We start from the raw sequence: 19505 nt of genomic DNA, 5'->3' as shown, positions 1-19505 counted from the left end.
AGCCGATGGCCGAAGCCTATATCATCGATGCGGTGCGCACCCCGATCGGGCGCAAGAAGGGCTCGCTGGCGCAAGTGCATCCGGCCGATCTCGCCGCGCACCCGCTGCGCGTGCTGGTCGAGCGGACGGGCATCGACGCGAACGCGGTCGACGATTGCGTATGGGGCTGCTGCGACACGATCGGCCCGCAGGCCGGGGACATCGGACGCACGGCATGGCTCGTCGCCGGCCTGCCCCAGCACGTGCCAGGCACGACGGTCGACCGCCAGTGCGGCTCGAGCCAGCAGGCGGTGCATTTCGCCGCCCAGGGCGTCATGAGCGGCACGCAGGATCTCGTCGTCGCGGGTGGCAGCCAGGCGATGAACGCGATCCCGATCTCCGCCGCGATGTTCGCCGGCCAGCCGTACGGCTTCGACAATCCGTTCAACACCGCGCGCGGCTGGGTCGAGCGTTACGGCGACGGCATTCTCAACCAGATCAACTCTGCCGAGATGATCGCCGGGAAGTGGAACATCTCGCGCGAGGCGATGGAGCGGTTCGCGCTCGCCAGCCACGAGCGCGCACAGGCGGCGTGGGACAACGGCTGGTTCGATGCCGAGGTGGCGCCGCTGGAAGGGCTCGACCGTGACGAGACGATCCGCCCGAACACGACGCTGGAAGGGCTCGCCGCGCTCAATCCGGTGCAGGAAGGCGGGCGCGTCACCGCGGGGGTCGCGAGCCAGAACTGCGACGGCGCGGCCGCGCTGCTGATCGCCTCCGAGCAGGCGGTGAAGGACCACGCCCTCACGCCGCGCGCGCGCATCCACCACATCTCGGTTCGCGCGGACGATCCGGTGTGGATGCTCACCGCGCCGATCCCGGCGACGAAGCATGCGCTGCAGAAGGCAGGGATGACGGTCGCGGACATCGACCTGTTCGAATGCAACGAGGCCTTCGCCAGCATCCCGATGGCGTGGATGCAGGAGCTCGGCATTCCGCACGAGAAGGTCAACGTCCAGGGCGGCGCGATCGCGCTCGGCCATCCGCTGGGCGGCACGGGCGCGCGGCTGATGACCACGCTGCTCGGCGCGCTGGAGCGCACCGGCGGCCGCTACGGCCTGCAGACCATGTGCGAGGGCGGCGGGCAGGCCAACGTCACGATAATCGAGAGGCTTTGACGAATGGGGATCTGCGAAGGCAGGACTGTGATCATTACCGGCGCGGCGCGCGGGCTGGGCCGCGCCTATGCGCTGGCCTTCGCCGCCGAGGGGGCCAATGTCGTCGTCAACGACATCGGCGCCTCGCTGGGCGGCGAAGGGCGCGACACGTCGGCTGCCGACGCGGTGGTCGGGGAAATTGTTCGGAGCGGCGGGCAGGCCGTCGCCAACTACGACGACGTGACCGACTGGGACGCGGCCGGGCGGATCGTCGAGACCGCGGTGCGCGAGTTCGGCGACCTCCACGTGGTGGTCAACAACGCCGGGATCGTCCGCGACCGGATGTTCGTCTCCGCCACGCTCGACGAATGGGACGCGACGATGCACGTGCATCTGCGCGGGCACTTCTGCGTCAGCCGCCATGCGGTCGATTACTGGCGCGGCAAGGCCAAGGCGGGCGAAGCGCCCGATGCGCGGATCATCAACACGACCAGTGGCGCGGGGCTGCAGGGCTCGATCGCGCAGGCCGCCTATTCGACCGCCAAGGGCGGGATCGCCACGCTCACGCTGGTCCAGGCGGCCGAGCTCGGCCGCTACGGCATTACCGCCAATGCGCTGGCGCCTGCCGCGCGGACGCGCATGACCGAGCAGGCCTTCGCCGAGACGATGGCGACCGAGGGCGACGCCTTCGACACCATGGACCCGGCCAATGTCGCGCCCGCGGTCGTCTGGCTCGGCAGCGCGCATAGCGCGAAGGTGACCGGCTGCGTGTTCGAGCTCGAGGGCGGCAAGATCATGCTCGAAGACGGCTGGCGCGAAGGGCCGTTCGTCGACAAAGGCGCGCGGTGGGCGCCGGGCGAGGTGGGCGAAGCGGTGGATCGGCTGCTCGCCGAACGCGTGCCGCCCCGCAAGGTCTGGGGCACCTGAGATGGCTTTCGCGCTCGACGAACAGCAACAGATGATCGCCGAGACAGCGACGGCGTTCTTCACCGAGAATGCCACGAGCGAACGCACGCGCGCCGCCATGGCGCACGGCATCGATCGCGATCTCTGGCGCGCCTATTGCCGCGAACTCGGCTTCGGCGGCCTCATGGTGCCCGAGGACCTCGGCGGCGCCGGGCTCGGCCATGTCGAGCTGGCGGTGGTCGCCGAGGAAGCCGGCCGCACCCTGGCCGCGATCCCGCTGCTGGGGCATGCGATGGCGACCGCTGCCCTGCTCGCAAGCGAAGATCGGGCGGCGATCGCCATGCACCTTCCCGCGATGATGGCGGGGGACCGTGTCGTCGCGGCGGGCGAGCGAGGGGGCGAGGGCATGCTCGTGCCGCACGGGGCGCAGTGCGATCTGCTCCTCCTGCTCGGCGAAGACGGCGCGGATCTGATCGATGCGGGCGCGGCCACGGTCGAGCCGATGAAGTCGCTTGATGAGACCCGCCCGCTCGCGCGGGTTCACGCATCCGCCGGCGATCCGCTCCCCAGCGGAACGGAGCCCTGCGAGGCGGCCCGCGCGGCCGGCGTGCTCTGCCTCGCCGCCGAAGCGCTCGGCGGTGCGCAGGAGGCGCTCGACAGGACCATCGCGTTCGCCAAGGAGCGCGAACAGTTCGGCCGCGCGGTGGGTTCGTTCCAGGCCTACAAGCACCGTCTGGCAGACCGCGCGGTCGAGATCGAGCAGGCGCGCTCCGCCGTATGGTGGGCTGCCTGCGCGCTCGACGAAGGGCACGAGACCGGTGCGCTTGCGCTCCATGCCGCCAAGAGCTTCTGCGCGGATACTTATCTGCGGGTCGCGGGCGACATGATCCAGCTCCACGGCGGCATCGGTTTCACCTGGGAGCACGACGCGCACCTGTTCTTCAAGCGCGCGCGCGCCATCGCGAACATGCTCGGCGACGGGCAGCATCACCGCGAGCGCGTTGCGCGGATCATGCTGGACGAAGCGGCATGAAGCTGGGGTTCTCCGACATGGAAGAGGCGTTCCGCCGCGAATGCGCGAGCTGGTTCGAAGACCAGATGAGCGGCGAGTTCGCCGACATCCGCGGGATCGCGAACCTGGTCGACAAGCCCGAGCGCCGGAAGGCGTGGGAGCGGCGGCTGGCCGAGCATCGCTATTCGTGCATCGGCTGGCCGATCGCCTGGGGCGGGCGCGATGCGACGCTCAACGAGCAGGTCATCTTCGCGGAGGAATATGCCCGTGCCGGGGCGCCGAACCGGCTCAACCATATGGGCGTCGAACTGCTCGGGCCGACGCTGCTCGCGCTCGGCAGTTCCGAGCAGAAGGCGCGTTTCCTGCCGGCGATCGCCGAAGGCACCGCGATCTGGTGCCAGGGCTATTCCGAACCCGGCGCCGGCTCCGACCTTGCCGCCATCCGCACTCGCGCACGGCGCGACGGCGGCGAATGGGTCATCGAGGGACAGAAGATCTGGACCAGCCTCGCCCAGTTCGCCGACATGATCTTCGTGCTCGCAAGGACCGAAGACGGGACCAGCGGGCGCGAGGGACTGAGCTTCCTGCTCGTCGACCTCGATCAGCCGGGCATCGAGATCCGCCCGATCCGCCAGATCAACGGTGAGGCCGAGTTCAACGAGGTGTTCTTCGATGGCGCCCGCTGCCCGGTCGAGAACATGGTCGGCGCCGAGGGAGAGGGGTGGAAGGTTTCCACCACGCTGCTCTCGTTCGAACGGGGCATCTCGACCCTCGGCCAGCAGATGCAGTTTCGCAATGAGCTGGACGCGGTGATCGCCGCGGCCAGGCGCAACGGCAAGACGGCCGACCCGGTGTTCCGCCAGCGGCTCGCGGAGGCGGAGATCGGCCTGCGGCTGATGCGCTACGGCGCGCTTCGCATGCTGGCGGACGGGAAGGGCGGCGCACTGGCAGGCGCGGCGCTGACGTACAAGATCCAATGGGCGAGCTGGCGCCGGGCGCTGGGCGAGCTGGCGATGGACGTGCTCGGGCAAGAGGGCGAGATCGCGCCGGCTGATGCCGAGGGCTGGCCGCTGCTCACCAATCTCTATCTCTATTCGCGCGCCGACACGATCTACGGCGGCACCAACCAGATCCAGCGCAACCTGATCGCCGAGCGCGGGCTCGGCCTGCCGCGCGAGCCGAGAGGAAACGCATGAGCCTGACGCCGACCTACCCGCCCGGGCGCAACCTCCTTGCCGGCAAGACCGTGCTCGTCACGGCCGCCGCTGGCACGGGCATCGGCTATGCGGTGGCGAAGCGCGCGGTCGAGGAAGGCGCGCGGGTCATGATCAGCGACTGGCACGAGCGGCGCCTCGGCGAAGCGGCGGGGCGGATCGCCGACGAGACGGGAAGCGAGCGGCCCGCGGCGTTCGTCTGCGACGTAACCGATCAGGCGCAAGTCGACGCGCTGCGCGATGCGGCCGAGGCAGAGCTGGGCGCGGTCGACGTGCTGATCAACAACGCGGGCCTCGGCGGGGAGACCGCCGTCGTCGACTTGACCGACGACGAGTGGCACCGCGTGCTCGACGTCACGCTCAATTCGGTCTTCCGCATGACGCGCACGTTCCTCCCCGGAATGTACGCGCGCAAGGCCGGAGCGGTCGTCAACAATGCCTCGGTTCTCGGCTGGCGGGCGCAGAAGGGGCAGGCGCATTACGCAGCCGCAAAGGCGGGGGTCATGGCCTTCACCCGCTGCTCCGCGCTCGAGGCGGCCGAGCACGGCGTGCGGATCAATGCCGTCGCGCCCTCGATTGCGATGCACGCCTTCCTCGCCAAAGTGACCAGCGACGAATTGCTCGCCGAACTGTCCGCGCGCGAGGCTTTCGGGCGCCCCGCCGAGGTGTGGGAAGTCGCCAACGTCATGCTGTTCCTCGCCTCCGACCTCGCCAGCTACATGACCGGCGAGGTCGTCCCCGTGTCGAGCCAGCGCGCATGAGCGAGCCGCGGATCTTCGCCCGCCCTGCCGACCTGCTCGGCAGCGAGGGCACCCGGCTGGGCCCCACCGCGTGGCTTGCAATCGAGCAGGACCGGGTCGACGCCTTCGCCGAGGTGACCGGCGATCACCAGTGGATCCACGTCGACGTCGAGCGCGCGAAGGCGGGCCCCTTCGGCGGGACGATCGCGCACGGCTATCTCACGGTGTCGCTGGTCAACCACTTCCTGCCCGAGCTGATCGAGGTGCGCGGCTTCACCCATGCGGTGAACGTCGGGGCCGACCGGCTGCGCTATCTGGCCTCGGTGCGGGTCGGCAGCCGCATCCGGGCCAGCGGCGAGATCCTGAAGGTCGAGGAGATCAAGGGCGCGGTCCAGTCGACCGTGCGCGTGACGGTGGAGATCGAAGGCGGCGACCGGCCCGCCTGCACGATCGACACGATCAGCCGCTATTATCCGGAAGAAGGGGGCGCCGGATGATCGATCCGCTGCCTCCGACCGTTCCGCATCTCGTTGCCGCGGCCGCGCGGACCTGGGGCTCGCGCACCGCGCTCGTCGAAGGGGAGGTGCGCTGGTCCTTCGCCGACCTCGAGCGGGAATGCCGCGCCGCTGCGTCGGCCATGCTCGCGAGCGGCGTGGGCGAGGGGGACCGGGTCGCGATCTGGGCGCCCAACGGCCGCGACTGGATCGTCGCCGCGGTCGGGGCGATGACGACCGGCGCTGCAATTGTACCGCTCAACACCCGCCTCAAGGGGCGTGAGGCGGGGGAGATGCTGCGGCGCACCTCGGCCAAAGTGCTCATCACCTGCGGCGACTTCCTCGGCACCGACTATCCGGCGCTGCTGGCGGGCGAGGACCTTCCCGCGCTGGAGCGGACGGTGCTGCTCGATTCCGACTGGCGGGCGTTCGTCGCCGGAGGGAACGGCGCGGACGATCCGCAGATCGACGCGGCGCTGAGCCGGCTGACCGCGGCACATGTCTCCGACATCATGTTCACCAGCGGCACGACCGGGGCGCCCAAGGGCGTCGTCTCGACCCACGACCGGATCGTACCGATGTTCGCGGACTGGGGCCGCCAGATGGGGCTGACGAGCGACGACCATTACCTCATCATCAATCCGTTCTTCCACAGCTTCGGTTTCAAGGCCGGCTGGGTCGCGGCGCTGATCGCCGGCGCGCCGATCTATCCGCTGGCGACCTTCGACATTCCGCGCGTGATCGAACTGATCGAGCGCGAGCGCATCTCGTTCCTGCCCGGCCCGCCGACGATCTACCAGTCGCTGCTGGCGGCGAAGGCGGAGAGGGACTTCGACACCTCCTCACTGCGCGGCGCGGCGACCGGCGCGGCCAGCGTCCCGCCCGAACTGGTTCGCCGCATGCGCAGCGAGCTCGGTCTGGTCGACACCGTCACCGCTTACGGCATGACCGAATGTGCGACGATCACCTCCTGCCGCCGCGGCGACGATGCGGCGCTGGTCGCGGAAAGCTGCGGCCGCGCGCTGCCGGGGCTCGAACTGCGAATCGTCGACGACGAGGGGAAGCCCGTCGCACAGGGCGAGGCGGGCGAAGTCCAGGTGCGCGGCTACGGCGTCATGCTCGGCTATCTCGACGATCCGCAGGCGACCGCCGAGGCGATCGATCCCGACGGATGGCTCTCCACCGGCGACATCGGCTGGCTCGGCACCGAAGGGTATCTGCGGATCACCGACCGCAAGAAGGACATGTTCATCTCGGGCGGGTTCAACGTCTACCCGGCGGAAGTGGAGCACCTGCTCGCCGAACATCCGGCGATCGCGCAGGCAGCGGTGATCGGCGCGCCCGACGAGCGCATGGGCGAGGTCGGCAAGGCCTTCGTCGTGCTTCGCCCGGGGCAGACACTGCCGGAGAGCGAGTTGGCCGAATGGGCGCGCGGGCGCATGGCGAACTACAAGGTCCCGCGCGCCTTCGCCTTCGTCGAGGGCCTGCCGCACAACGCCTCGGGCAAAGTGACGAAGGAGGCGCTGCGCGATGGCTAGCCTCCTTCCACTCGCGCCGGTCCCGGCATTCGCCACCTTCAAGGACAGTGTGGCCACGCTGTCCGGCTTAATCATCGTGTGTGGCCGACTATCGTCATCGACAAAAGCTGCGCGCCAATGCGTGCACGATAAGGGAGAGGTTTTCATGAAACGCACGAAGACGGCGCTGATGCTCGCGGCATCGGCACTCGCATGCTCACCCGCGCTCGCGGCGGCCCAGGACACGGCAGCCGCGCCGGAGGAAGCGGAAACCACGAGCGCGCCTGCAGCCGCCGGCAGCAACGAGATCGTGGTCACCGCGCAGCGCCGCGAGGAACGGCTGGTCGACGTTCCGATCTCGGTCAGCGCGGTCAATCAGGCCGCGCTCGACCGCGCACAGGTCCGCACGGTCAGCGACATCGCGACCGTCGTGCCGAACATCCAGATCAACGAGACGATCGGCAATACCTACGGCCCGCTGATCACCATTCGCGGCCTCTCCCCCTCGGCAGACACCAGTCTCGCGCGCGACCAGCCGGTGGGCCTCTACATCGACGGCGTACCGATCGGGAAGTCGACTGGCGCCGCATTCGACATCGTCGATCTCGAGCGGGTCGAGGTTCTGCGCGGCCCGCAAGGAACGCTCTACGGCAAGAACACGATTGGCGGCGCGGTGAACCTCATCACCCAGAAGCCGAGCGGCGAGTTCGGCGGACAGGTATCGACCAGCTACGGGACCTATGACAATTTCGTCGGCAAGGTGGTGGTCGATCTGCCCGAGGTCGCCGGTTTCAGCCTCAAGCTGAGCGGCGTGACCAAGCAGTACGGCGGATACTATCGCAACTCCGCCACGGGCGACAATTTCGGCGAGCAGGATCTGTGGGCCGGCCGGGTCGACCTGCAGTGGCAGCCGGCGGACAGCTTCAGCGCGCTCTACAGTTACGACATTTCCAACAGCAAGGGCACGCCGAGCCAGCTTGCCCTGCTGGCGGTGACGGGAGCGGGGTCGGCTGCGTTCCTCAACCCTCTGCTGGCGCCCTACGTCGTGGACGGGCGGACCCGCACGACCGGTTCCAACAGTGCGCTGCAGAGCGACTTCGAGACCACCGGCCACGCGCTCACGCTCCAGTGGGAGCCGGGTCTGGGCGATCTCACGCTGAAGTCCATCACCGCGCGGCGGACGGCGAAGACCCGCTCCATGAGCGACTTCGACGGTACGCCGATCGACCTGATGCGCTTCACGCTCAACAACGATTACGAGCAGTTCACGCAGGAAGTGCAGGCACTCGGCACCCTCGGCGACTTCAAGTACACGCTCGGGTTTTTCTACCTCGACGACAACTACGACGTGTTCAATCCGCGCTGGAACTTCCAGTTCGGCCGTGACGAGGTGTTCGACGTTTCGCAGCGGGGCGGCGAAAGCAAGTCCTACGCGGGCTACGGTCAGCTTGCCTGGACGCCCTCGGCGCTCGACGGGCGGCTGACGGTGTCGGCCGGCGCGCGCTACAGCCACGAGGAGAAGTCGGCTTACGAACTGCTGCTGGCGAACACGGCCTACGCGACCGATCCGGCGAGCCCTAGTTCCGGCGTGTTCGTGCGCGACGAAAACGGCAATCCGGTCACCCGCAGCGGCCAGCCTGCGGCAGGCGCACGGCCGGGGGCCGGCGGTATCGGCTACACCGACCTTATTCCTCTGACCAACAGCGGGACGTGGAAGAAGTTCACGCCTGAATTCAACATCCTGTACAAGATACAGCCGAGCTTCTCGGTCTATGCGCGCTATGCCAGCGGCTTCAAGAGCGGCGGCATCAACGATACCGCGGCGACCAATGCGGCGTTCCTGACGCCGTATGATCCGGAGAACCTGACCTCGTACGAAGCCGGTCTCAAGTACGCCGGATGGAACGGGCGCGTGCAGCTGAATGCGGCGGTCTATCACTCGATCTACAAGGACTTCCAGGCCGGTGTGTTCGTGCCGACGCTGGTCACCACGAACATCATCAACGCGGGTGAGGCCCAGTTCACGGGCTTCGAGATCGACGGCGCGCTGCGTCCGACCGATTCGCTGACGATCAACTTCGGTGGCGGCTATGTCGATGCGCGCTATACCGACTTCGTCCTGCCCGATGGGACCGACGTGACCGACAGCTACGTCCTCTCGCGCGTGCCGAAGTGGAACTGGCAGCTCGGTGCGGTGCATCAGGCCGACCTCGGCTTCGCGACGCTGGAGACGAGCGCGAACTACTCGTGGCGTTCGTCGCAGTACTCCAGCATCGTGTCCGATCCACTTTCTCAGATGCCCTCCTATGGACTGCTGAACGCGCGGATTGCGCTGACCGATATCGAGCTCGGCAACGGCTCGACGCTGGAAGTGGCGGCCTGGGGCAAGAACCTGACCGACAAGGAATATCTCGTCAGCGCCATCAACCTGTCCGTCCTCACCGTCGGGCAGTTCGGCGAGCCGCTGTCGGCCGGCGTCGAAGCACGCGTCAAGTTCTGATCCGGCAGAGGAGCTGACGTTGGAAGACGTGTCGTTCACGCGTGGGCGGCACGTCTTCGCTTTTCTCGGCGTCGTCACTTTCCTGACGGCGATCGGCAATATCGGGCTGGTCTCGGTCATGCCGACGATCGGGCGGGCGGTGGGCATGCCCGACTATCTCGTCGCGAGCGTGTTCTCGCTGTCGGCGCTGACCTGGGCGGTGAGTTCACCGTTCTGGACCCGCCATGTCGCAGGCGCGGGGCCGAACCGCTACATCCGTGCGGGGCTGGTCGGCTTTCTGCTGTCGATGGCGGGCTGCGGCGGCGCGGTCGCGTTCGGGCTTGCCGGACTGATCACGCCGTTCGCATGCTTTCTCGGCTTCTTCGTCCTGCGCGCAGTGTTCGGTTTTCTAGGCTCCGCCTCGGCGATCGCGACCCAGTCGCTGATCGCGCATGCGACCTCCGGTGAGCAGCGCACGCGCGTGCTCACCGGGCTGGCCGGGGCGCTGAGTCTCGGCACGATCGTCGGGCCGGCGGTCGCGCCATTCGCGATCGTGGAGCCCTTCGGCCTCACCGGGCCGATGGTGCTGTTCGCCGTGCTCGGCGCCCTGGCGCTGTCGGGGACCTACGTCTTCCTTCCGCGCGGAGCGGATGCCGCGGCGCCGTCGCAGACGCGCACCGGGTCGGACAACTCGATTCTCGCCGTCTGGCGCGGGCGGGGAAGCGGGCCGGCGCTCAGCTTCGGGCTGCTGCTCTGCAGCGCGCAGGCGATCAACCTCTACACGATCGGCTTCGTCATGCTGGACCGGGTGGAGGCAGGCCCGCTCGTGGCGCAGGACCGGATCGGCCTGACGATGACACTGGGTGCGGCGATGGCGCTGGCGGCGCAGTGGGGCCTTCCGCGGATCATGCGGCCGGTGCCGATGCGGATGATGCTGATCGGGACCGCATTGTCGCTCGTGGGCAACCTGATCGCGCTTCTCGATTCGAGCGAACTGGCCGCATCGGCCGGATTCGTCGTCGCCTGTTTCGGCTACGGCCAGGCGCGGCCGGGGTTCAGCGCTGCGGCGTCGCTGGGCGGCACCGATGCCGAACAGGTGGCGATCGCCTCTGCGACGTCGTTCATCGCCGGAGCTTCGATCATGCTCCCACCGGTGGTCGCCGCGGCCGCTTACGAGGGCTGGGCGGGGGCGCCGTTCGCCCTCGCGATCGGGTTGCTGGTGCTGGGTGCCGGCATGCTGATCGCGGGCCCCATTGTCTTTCGCGAGCGATAAACAGTTTGCTGCAGGGCGCTTTATCGCGGGCCGTGCGGGGCCTTATCCTCTCTGTCTGATTTCGAATGTGTGCGCCCGCCGAGGCGCGGCACGGATTGTGGAGACGGATCAAATGGATCGCTACTTGGTAATTTCCTCCGACGGACACGTAGGCCTGCCGCCGGAGCGCTACCGCGAATATCTCGACAGCAAGTATCACGAGCTGTTCGATGAGACCGTGCAGAAGGAGATCAAGGCGCGTGAGGAGCACGAGAAGCGCTTCCTGATCGACGACTTCAACAACAAGTGGCGCGCCAAGGTCGGCGATGGCCTCGAAGGTGCGTGGGACGGGACGATCCGCAACCGCATTCTCGACGGCGACGGTGTCGCGGCCGAGGTCCTGTTCCCCGACGGCATCACGGAGCGCAACGCGCCGCCGTTCGGGGCCGACATCGGGCTGCGCCCCAGCGCCGACCGGGCCGAGCTCCAGTGGGCAGGTGCGCGTGCTCACAACCGCTGGCTTGCCGAATTCTGCCAGGACGACCCGCATCGCCGCATCGGCCTCGCCGTGATTCCCGCGCTCTATGATCTCGACGAGACGATGAAGGAGATCCGCTGGGCGGCCGAGAACGGCTTGAAGGGCGTGTTCTTCCCGGCCTTCACCGAAGGCTTCGACATGTACAACCACACCAAGTACCACAAGGTGTGGGCGATGCTGGAGGAGATGAACCTCCCACTGCACTTCCACTCGGGCGCTGCGCCGGGTTACGACACCACTCAGCCGGGCTGGATTGGCACCTATCTGTGCGAGTTCGCCTTCTGGATGACCCGCCCGCTCTGGGGCATGACCTTCGGCGGCGTGTTTGAGGAGTATCCGAAGCTCAAGGTCTGCTTCACCGAAGCCGGCGGCGAGTTCTGGTTCCCCTGGATCATGCAGCTCATGGACATTCGCGCCTCGGCCAAGCACACGAGTGGCAAGCTCGGCGACTACTACGCCAACATGAGCATGAAGCCGAGCGAGTACTTCGCGCGCAACGTGTGGGTCGGCTGCTCCGCGCTGCCGGACGAGGAGACGACGCAGTCGTATTACGACATCGGTATCGACCGGATCCTCTGGGGCACCGACTATCCGCACCCCGAAGGCACCTGGCCGAACACTGCCGACAAGATGTTCGCCAGCCTCGGCGGCCTGCCCGACGTGGACATCCAGAAGATGCTCGGCACCAACGCGCTCGAGGTCTACGATCTCGACGAGAAGGCGTTGTGGGACATCGCCGCGAAGATCGGCCCCAGGCGCGAGGCATTCATCAAGGAAGCGGCCGAGTAAGCCGAGCTGCCCACCAAATCCGGACCGATTGTTTTCCCGTGCGGCGATGCTAAGCGTCGCCGCACGGGAGAACGCATGTCCAACTGGCGCGGCATCGAGGAATTTCTGGCGGTCGTCCGCCACGGCAGCTTCACCGCTGCCGGCGAGAAGCTCGGCGTCTCCAAATCCTTCGTCAGCAAGACCGTGCAGGAGCTCGAGCAGCGCCTGGGCGTGCAGCTTCTCGTGCGCACCACCCGGCGGCTGTCGCTGACGGGTGCAGGCAAGAGCTTCTACGCCGAATGCTCCGAACTTCAGGACCGGCTCGAACAAGTGGAGCGCCGGGTCGCGCGCTACAGTTCGGAGCCGGTCGGGCGCCTGCGCGTCGGCCTCAGCGACATCTTCGGCTCCGACTTCATGTCGATGATGCTGGCGGAATTCAGCCGCGAGAACCCGGCCGTCGTGATCGAGGCGATCGCCTATCTCGACGAGAACGAGATCTCGCAGGAGCAGTACGACGTCGTCATCCGCTACGGCAATCTGCCCAGCTCGAGCCTGCGAGCCCGCATGTTCGGTTATTTGTCGTACTGTCTCTGCGCCTCGCCCGACTATGTCGAGCGCAAGGGCTGGCCGTCGAAGCCGGCCGACTTGCGCAACCACGACTGCCTGACCGACCTTACTGCGACCATGCGGTTCAACGACGATGTAGAGGTCAAGGTCTCGCCGCGCTGGCGCAGCAACAGCGGGATCTCGCTGCGCAGCGCGGTGCGGCAGGGGATCGGAATCGCGAGCCTTCCGGTCACCATCATGCGGCAGGGGCTGGCCGACGGCACGGTGCTCGCGCTGGAGGAGGACTGGGCCTATTTCGACCGTGAGTGCTGGGTCGTCTACTCGCCGGGGATCATGGCCGCCTCGACCCGCGCCTTCATCGATTTTCTCGTGCGCTACGTGAACCGCGAGAAGGTTCGCCCGTCGCTCGCAGCCAAGCTGGCGGCGCGTTACTGACTTCGTCGGCGCGATTGTTCGCTCACATGCACGAAGAGTGCGCGACCGAAGCCTTCCCCGCCGGAGCCCAGCGGTTATTCTGCCATCCAACGAACAGACAGGTGAGCTCCCCCATGGGGCAGCAACGCCGGAGAAGAGAGGATTAGTGATCGTGCCCCAGGTGGATCGTTTCCCCATGCCCATCCCGTTCGGCTGGTTCTGCGTGGGCTATTCGTCGGACCTCGCCGTAGGCGACGTGAAGCCGCTCCGCTATTTCGGCCGTGATCTGGTGCTGTTCCGCAACGAACAGGGCGAGGCCGGGCTGCTCGACGCCTACTGCCCGCATCTCGGCGCGCACCTCGGCTACGGCGGACGGGTCGAAGGGGACTCGATCCGCTGCCCGTTTCATGCCTGGCAGTTCCGGCCAGACGGGTTCTGCTCGAAGATCCCTTACGCCAAGGCCTTCCCGCCGCGGGCCAAGCGCGAGCCGCTGGCGCAATCCTATCCCGTGACCGAAAATTCCGGCGTGATCTGGGCATGGTACCACCCTGATGACGTCGCGCCCGAGTTCGACGTGCTCGATTACCCCGAATTCGTCGACCCAGAGTGGGCCGAGCCGACCAAGCGTGAGTGGCGCTTTGCCAGCAATCCGCAGGAAATCGCCGAAAACGGGGTCGACGTTGCCCACTTCGCCTACGTTCATTCGATGGATGCCGTGCCGGAGGGGGAGACGAAGTACGAGGGCGTGCGCCGCCATTCGTTCGTGCACGGCCACCGCACGATCCCGCTGCCTTCGGGCGAGGTCAAGGAAGTGCCTTACTCGGTCGAGACGGTGCAGAACGGCGCGGGCCAGAAGTTCACGCGCCTCAAGGGTCTGGTCGAGCTGAGCCTGCTGGTTCTCGCCACCCCGGTCGAGGCGGACGACGTCGAACTGCGCTTCTGCTTCACCCATCCGAAAGTCGAGCCCGGCTCGATGGAGGAGAAGGTGGTGCAGGAAGCGATCGCCAACACTTGCGGCCAGAAGGGTGTCGAAGGCGACATTCCGATCTGGGAGCACAAGATCCACCGCGCGCAGCCCTACCTGTGCGACGGAGATGGCCCGATCCTGCGCTTCCGCCGGTACTTCGAGCAGTTCTATGCCGAAGGTCCGGAAGGCGGCCGGCTGAGCGTCGCCGCCGAATAGGCGCGGCGGCCGGGCGCGGCCAAAAATTTTCGAAAAGAACGAACGAGAGAGGAGAAGTCTTATGTCCAGGCTCCGCTATGTCGAGGGTCCGAGCGATAACCGTGGGGCCGGCATGCTGCGCAACACCGTGTATGGCATCCGCGCGACCTACGAGACTGATCGGGAAGTGATCGACGCCTTGCTGCCGCGCCCGCTGGAGGCGCTGGAGCGGCCGGAGATCTGGCTGCAGATGGTCCACGTGGCGATGCACCGGAGCGAGGACGAAACGATCGAGATCGGCGCGCTCACCGTCACCGTTCCCTGCGCGCACGAAGGCGCTCCGGGCGCCTACTGCTTCCACATGGCAATGGAGGGCGAGAGCGTCGTCACTTCGGGCCGCGAACGCTACGGCGAGCCGAAGAAGATCGCCGAGACTCACTTCGAGCGCGACGGCGACCGCATCCGCGCTACCTGCACGCGCCACGGCGTCCCCTACTTCGAGATCGAGGGCACGATCGGCGACAAGATCGACCAGCCACTCGAGTTCGAGGAACACATCTTCTGCTACAAGGGCCTGCCCTCTATCAGCACGCCGGGCGAGTTCGACGGCGACGTGTTCCTCACGCGCCTCAACTGGCAGCGCAAATACACCGAACGCCGTGCGATGAACGGCACGATCACGCTGCGTGAATCGCCGTGGGATCCGCTCGCCGACATTCCGGTGCGTAAGCTCGTGGACATGCAGTACGTCGAAGGCGGCACGGCGACGGGCGGGCAGCTCTTGCGCACGGTGCCGGGCGAATGGATCGCGCCGCACTGGGTCGGCCGGATGGACGAGCCGCGCAACGCCGGCATCGAACTCGGCCAGCGAAAGGCGGCCTGATGCAGGATTTCTCGGGCCGCGTAGCGGTCGTTACCGGCGGGGCGAGCGGCGTCGGCAAGTGCATCTGCACGCAGCTTGCGGAGCAGGGCGCGCATGTCGTGATCGTCGACATCGATCCGGGGCGGATCGAGGCGACCCGCAGCGCGATCGAGGGTGCCGGCAGCGGCCGCGTGCTCGGCATCGCATGCGATGTCACCCGTGAAGAAGATGTCCGTGCGCTGGCGGAGAAGGTCTTCGCCGAGTTCCCGACCGTCCACCTGCTGTTCAACAATGCAGGGGTGGGCCTGGGCGAGGCGGCCAAGAAGATGTGGGACATTCCCATGAGCGACTGGCGCTGGGGGCTCGACGTCAACGTCCTCGGCGTGGTGCACGGGATTGCCGCCTTCGTGCCGCGGATGCTCGCTGCCGGTGAGGAGGGGGTGGTAATCAACACCTCTTCCACCAACGGCGGGCTCCGCTCGTTGCCCAATACGCCGATCTACGCGGCGACCAAGGCGGCGGTGACGAGCATTTCCGAAGTGCTGCATCAGCAGTTGCTGCGCGAAGGCGGCAAGCTGCGGGCTGCGATCCTGTTCCCCGGGCCGCACACGGTGAACACCGGAATTCTGGCGTCGGGCGAAGTGCGACCGGCGCAGTATGTCGACAATGAAGATCAGAAGAAGGTCGCCTACCGCACGATGGACGATCTGTTGAAGACGACCGGTCTGCAAATGAAGCTGACCGAGCCGGAGGAAGTTGCCGAATTCGCTCTCGCCGGCGTCAGGTCGGGGCGGTTCTGGCTGATCCCTGACAATCCGGACGGCGACAAGATGATCGCCGTCCGGACCGAGCAGATTCTCGCTCGGCAGGACCCGCCTTCAGCATGGTAGCCGCGTCACCAACGCTGTCGGCGGGCGACGGCGCATCTCCTCGTCGGGGCGGCGCCTTCCGCTGGCTGGTCGTTGCGATTCTGTTCGTGGGCTATTGCTTCAGTGCGATCGACGCTCGCGTGCTGACCTTAATGGTCGAGCCGATCCAGAGGGATCTCGGCCTGTCCGATTTTGAGATGGGGCTGCTGCAGGGCTTCGCCTTCTCGATCCTCTATTCGATGGCCGCATTGCCCATCGGCCGTTACGTCGATCGCGCGAAGCGGCGCTCGGTGCTGATCTTCTGGGGCGTGCTGTTCTGGTCGCTGATGACCGCGATGTGCGGCTTCGCGAGCAGCTTCGTCGGGTTGTTCATCGCCCGCGTCGGCGTGGGCGTGGGCGAGGCGACGCTGAGCCCGACCGCTTATTCGCTGATCAGCGACTACTTCGAACGAAAGCGACGAGCGCTGGCGATCAGCTTCTATGCGATCGGCTATCCGATCGGTGGAGGACTGGCGCTGCTGATCGGCGGCTGGCTGATCACCCACTTCACCGATCAGGGCGGGCTCATTCTGCCGCTGCTCGGCGATTTCGAGCCGTGGCAAGCCGTGTTCCTGTGCGTCGCCGCGCCCGGCATACTCGTTGCGGCGGCAATGCTCCTCATCCGCGAACCGCCACGCCAGGAACTCGCGAAGGAACTGGCACAACAGAGCACGCTGCGCGAGGGTTTCGACTATGTCATGCAGCGTAAGGTTCTGTTCGGTTCGCTGATCGGGTCGCTCGGCTTGATCGCACTGCTCGCCATCGGCACGGCGCTGTGGTTCCCGACTTTCCTGATCCGGACTTATGCGATGAGCCCGGGCGAGGTTGGCATCTACTACGGCGGGGTCATGCTGGTGTTCGGCACGATCGGGACGCTGTTCGGCGGCTGGCTCTCGGGCCGGTTGATGCATTCGGGCCGCGCGGACGCGAACATGCGCATCGTGCTGTTCTCGACGCTGCTGAAGGGCTTTCCGCTGATCCTCGCCCCGCTGATGCCCACCGCCACGCTGGCCTTGGCGATGATGGCGCTGGGAACACTGATCGGGCAGGCCTCGCAAGGGGTGATGCTCGCGGCGATCCAGGACGTGACGCCGAACCAGCTTCGCGGGCAGGTCACGGCGATCGCGCTGCTGGCGGTCAACCTGCTTGGCATGGGCCTGGGCGCAAGCGTGATCGCCGCGATCACCGACTTCGGTTTCGGCGATCAGGGGGCGCTGCGGTACTCGATCGCGATCACCGGCGCGGTGACGCTGCCGCTGATCCTCGTCATGCTGATCGCGGCGCTGCCGCACTACCGGCGCGCGGTGGAGCAGCTCTCGAGTTGACCGCCTGATGCGGATTTCGACCGGGCTCGGCCTCGCAGGAGGGCGGGCCCGGCGCTGCATCAGGATGTTTCGCGAAACCAGGTGCCGCGCCCGGCGTTGGGAGACGTATGAGGGCGGCGGTTGATCCTTGATGGCTGGTAGGGTGCAGATCTGGCTCACCTATTGCGGCTCCGCGCCCGCACCCGCCGAACTCGCCTCGCGCTGGAACTGGGACCCCTGGCTGCTTGCCGCGATAGCCGTTGCGACGGCGGGTCACGTCTTGCTCACCTCCCGGGACCGGATTCGTGATGTGGCCTTCGCCGGGCTTGTGCTGGCGGTTCTCGTCCTTTTCGTTTCGCCGTTCTGCGCGCTGAGCGCGGCGCTGTTTACGGCGCGGGTCGTGCATCATCTGGCGCTCGTGTTCGTGGCGGCGCCCCTGATGGTGATGCTGTGGGGCGGAGCCCTGCAGCGCACGTCGGGATCCCTGACCATATGGACGGCCGTTCAGGCGCTGGTGTTCTGGGCATGGCACGCGCCGGCGCTCTACGCCGGGGCGCTTTCGCACGACGGCCTGTTCTGGGCGATGCAACTCTCGATCGCCCTTTCGTCCGCCGTCTGGTGGGCCAAGCTCACGCGTGCGCCCGCCGCCGGTGCGGTTGCCAGCCTGCTGGTGGCGATGGTGCTGATGGGGCTGCTCGGCGCGCTGCTGACGTTCGTGCCGCGGGCGATCTATGAGCCGCACCTCCTGACGACGCAGCCCTGGGGCTTCACGCCGCTGGAGGACCAGCAGATCGGTGGCATCGTGATGTGGGCCCCGGGCTCGCTGATCTATCTGCTGGCGGCGATGGCGATCCTTTTCCGCAAGCTGTTTCGCATGCCGGTTGCAGAGACCGTTCGGTGAGGGAGACCATCGCCGAGTGGGCAGAGGACTACCGCAGCCGCGGGCGCTACACCCCGGTCGGCGTCGCCTTCCACTGGATCATGGCGGCGGTGGTCATTTTCCAGCTCGTCTCGGGCTGGATGATGCAGCGCTATCCGGTCGGGGCCGACAAGATCGAGGCTTACCGGCTGCACAGCGAGATCGGCCTGACGTTACTGCTGCTGGGCGCGCTCCGGCTTCTCTGGCGGCTCATGGTGCCTGGCCCGATCAATGCCGCCGACCGGATGGGCTGGAAGACCACGGTGGCGCATGCGATGCATGCCATCTTCTATGCCCTGTTCGTGATCCTCCCGCTGACCGGATGGATCATGTGGTCGTCGATCGGTCCGCCGATGCCGCTCCGGCTGGCCGGGTTGATCGAGGTGCCGCCGATGCCCTTCGCGGACCTGACGCCGGAATGGCGCATGTCGCTGCTCGACTGGGCGGAGGACGCGCACGCCGCCGGCGTGATCCTGCTGACGCTGCTCGTTCCTGCGCACGCGGCCGCGGCGATCAAGCACCACTTCTGGGATCGGGACGACGTTCTGGAAGGGATGCTGCCCGAGATTCCCGACGATCCCTCGCATCCGGCGGGGCCGAAACACACGCCGCCACAGCTTGAAGTTCCCGCTCGTGCAACAGGCGACTGACCTCGCCCATCGCCCCTTGGGGATCGCCGTAGCGTTTGCCGCTGCGCCAGGCGCGCAGTTGGCTCTCGTTGTAAGCGGTTGTCTGCCACGCGAGCGGCGGTCCGCCAGCACCTGCGCCGGCGAGATCGCGGCCGTGGCATGCGGTGCAGGCCGGCAGGCTGCGGGTAGGGTCCCCCGAAAAGACGAGTTGCCGCGCAGCGGTGGTGCAGGTCGGCGCGTTCGCGGCCTGGCCGAGCGGGGCTTCCATGTCGGCGTAGTAGCTCGCGACGGCATTGCGCGCGTCCCACGAGAGGCGTGCCGCGATCGCCTCCATCTCTGCATGCCGTCGCTGCCCGGCCTCGTAGAGTTCGAGCTGGCGGACGGAATAGCCCGGGTCGAGCCCGGCGAGCCGCGGCGTCAGCTTGCCGTCGCCTTCTCCCTCGATCCCGTGGCAGACGATGCAGGCATTGGCCGCGCCGGCGTCGCCGCCGGACAGTGCGATCAGTTCGCCGCTCTGCTCGAAGGGGCCAGCGGCGGGCGCAGTATCGGTGCAGCCCGTGGAGAGCCCCGTGAAGAGCATTGCCGCGGCCATGGCGAAGGTCGTGTTCTTCACTCTCCCCATCGTGGGCAGGAACCGGCGCCGGGCGTGAACGGTTCCCCAATCTAATGGGGGAGCGCGATGCA

At 67.3% G+C, this 19505-nt stretch carries 17 protein-coding genes and 1 pseudogene; 17 read left to right on the top strand and 1 reads right to left on the bottom strand.

Translation table 11 applies throughout. From position 1 onward, the window contains the following. Positions 1–5: 5 nt before the first annotated feature. From AC3A5N_RS03020 to AC3A5N_RS02940, 17 genes are all read left to right on the top strand, one after another. Positions 6–1157 carry an acetyl-CoA C-acetyltransferase gene (locus AC3A5N_RS03020; protein ID WP_487735822.1) on the top strand — a complete coding sequence of 384 codons (1152 nt, stop codon included), beginning with the start codon at positions 6–8 and terminating at the stop codon, positions 1155–1157. A 3-nt stretch (positions 1158–1160) separates the two neighbouring features. Next, entirely contained in the window at positions 1161–2063 is a 903-nt protein-coding gene (locus tag AC3A5N_RS03015) for an SDR family oxidoreductase (RefSeq protein WP_487735821.1), read from the top strand. A gap of 1 nt (position 2064) precedes the next feature. After that, positions 2065–3075 (top strand): acyl-CoA dehydrogenase family protein, encoded by a 1011-nt coding sequence (locus AC3A5N_RS03010; protein ID WP_487735820.1) that lies wholly within the window; start codon positions 2065–2067, stop codon positions 3073–3075. After that, on the top strand, positions 3072–4250 hold the full coding sequence (locus AC3A5N_RS03005; RefSeq protein ID WP_487735819.1) for an acyl-CoA dehydrogenase family protein: 1179 nt from the start codon (positions 3072–3074) through the stop codon (positions 4248–4250). The genes AC3A5N_RS03010 and AC3A5N_RS03005 overlap by 4 nt, the downstream gene beginning before the upstream one ends. Continuing rightward, a complete protein-coding gene (locus tag AC3A5N_RS03000) occupies positions 4247–5029 on the top strand; it encodes an SDR family oxidoreductase (RefSeq protein WP_487735818.1) in 783 nt (260 codons plus the stop codon). The genes AC3A5N_RS03005 and AC3A5N_RS03000 overlap by 4 nt, the downstream gene beginning before the upstream one ends. Beyond that, positions 5026–5505, top strand: coding sequence for a MaoC family dehydratase (locus AC3A5N_RS02995; protein ID WP_487735817.1), 480 nt, complete (start codon positions 5026–5028; stop codon positions 5503–5505). The genes AC3A5N_RS03000 and AC3A5N_RS02995 overlap by 4 nt, the downstream gene beginning before the upstream one ends. Further along, positions 5502–7040, top strand: a complete 1539-nt coding sequence (locus AC3A5N_RS02990) for a FadD3 family acyl-CoA ligase (protein WP_487735816.1) — start codon at positions 5502–5504, stop codon at positions 7038–7040. The genes AC3A5N_RS02995 and AC3A5N_RS02990 overlap by 4 nt, the downstream gene beginning before the upstream one ends. Before the next feature lie 145 nt (positions 7041–7185). Further along, a complete protein-coding gene (locus AC3A5N_RS02985) occupies positions 7186–9519 on the top strand; it encodes a TonB-dependent receptor (RefSeq protein ID WP_487735815.1) in 2334 nt (777 codons plus the stop codon). A 28-nt stretch (positions 9520–9547) separates the two neighbouring features. Then, entirely contained in the window at positions 9548–10771 is a 1224-nt protein-coding gene (locus AC3A5N_RS02980; RefSeq protein WP_487736307.1) for an MFS transporter, read from the top strand. A 112-nt stretch (positions 10772–10883) separates the two neighbouring features. Next, positions 10884–12077: an amidohydrolase family protein gene (locus AC3A5N_RS02975; protein ID WP_487735814.1), complete on the top strand. Its 1194-nt coding sequence runs from the start codon at positions 10884–10886 to the stop codon at positions 12075–12077. A 75-nt stretch (positions 12078–12152) separates the two neighbouring features. Further along, complete coding sequence (locus AC3A5N_RS02970; RefSeq protein ID WP_487735813.1) at positions 12153–13058, top strand: LysR family transcriptional regulator; 906 nt, start codon at positions 12153–12155, stop codon at positions 13056–13058. A gap of 151 nt (positions 13059–13209) precedes the next feature. Continuing rightward, positions 13210–14220 carry a Rieske 2Fe-2S domain-containing protein gene (locus AC3A5N_RS02965; RefSeq protein WP_487735812.1) on the top strand — a complete coding sequence of 337 codons (1011 nt, stop codon included), beginning with the start codon at positions 13210–13212 and terminating at the stop codon, positions 14218–14220. Positions 14221–14281: 61 nt separating this feature from the next. Next, positions 14282–15082, top strand: coding sequence for an acetoacetate decarboxylase family protein (locus AC3A5N_RS02960; RefSeq protein WP_487735811.1), 801 nt, complete (start codon positions 14282–14284; stop codon positions 15080–15082). After that, on the top strand, positions 15082–15951 hold the full coding sequence (locus AC3A5N_RS02955) for an SDR family NAD(P)-dependent oxidoreductase (protein ID WP_487735810.1): 870 nt from the start codon (positions 15082–15084) through the stop codon (positions 15949–15951). The genes AC3A5N_RS02960 and AC3A5N_RS02955 overlap by 1 nt, the downstream gene beginning before the upstream one ends. Next, entirely contained in the window at positions 15945–17294 is a 1350-nt protein-coding gene (locus tag AC3A5N_RS02950; RefSeq protein ID WP_487735809.1) for an MFS transporter, read from the top strand. Before AC3A5N_RS02955 ends, AC3A5N_RS02950 begins: the two co-directional genes overlap by 7 nt. A gap of 142 nt (positions 17295–17436) precedes the next feature. Continuing rightward, positions 17437–18174 (top strand): cytochrome c oxidase assembly protein, encoded by a 738-nt coding sequence (locus AC3A5N_RS02945; protein ID WP_487735808.1) that lies wholly within the window; start codon positions 17437–17439, stop codon positions 18172–18174. Then, positions 18171–18842, top strand: a complete 672-nt coding sequence (locus AC3A5N_RS02940; protein ID WP_487735807.1) for a cytochrome b — start codon at positions 18171–18173, stop codon at positions 18840–18842. Before AC3A5N_RS02945 ends, AC3A5N_RS02940 begins: the two co-directional genes overlap by 4 nt. Before the next feature lie 328 nt (positions 18843–19170). Here the strand turns inward: AC3A5N_RS02940 and AC3A5N_RS02935 are convergent. Beyond that, positions 19171–19401, bottom strand: a pseudogene (locus AC3A5N_RS02935) (c-type cytochrome); the annotation flags it as partial. Positions 19402–19505 lie beyond the last annotated feature (104 nt).

This window comes from Pelagerythrobacter sp. Soil_C_18 (assembly GCF_057657235.1).
This window is presented reverse-complemented; position numbering and strand designations above follow the sequence as displayed.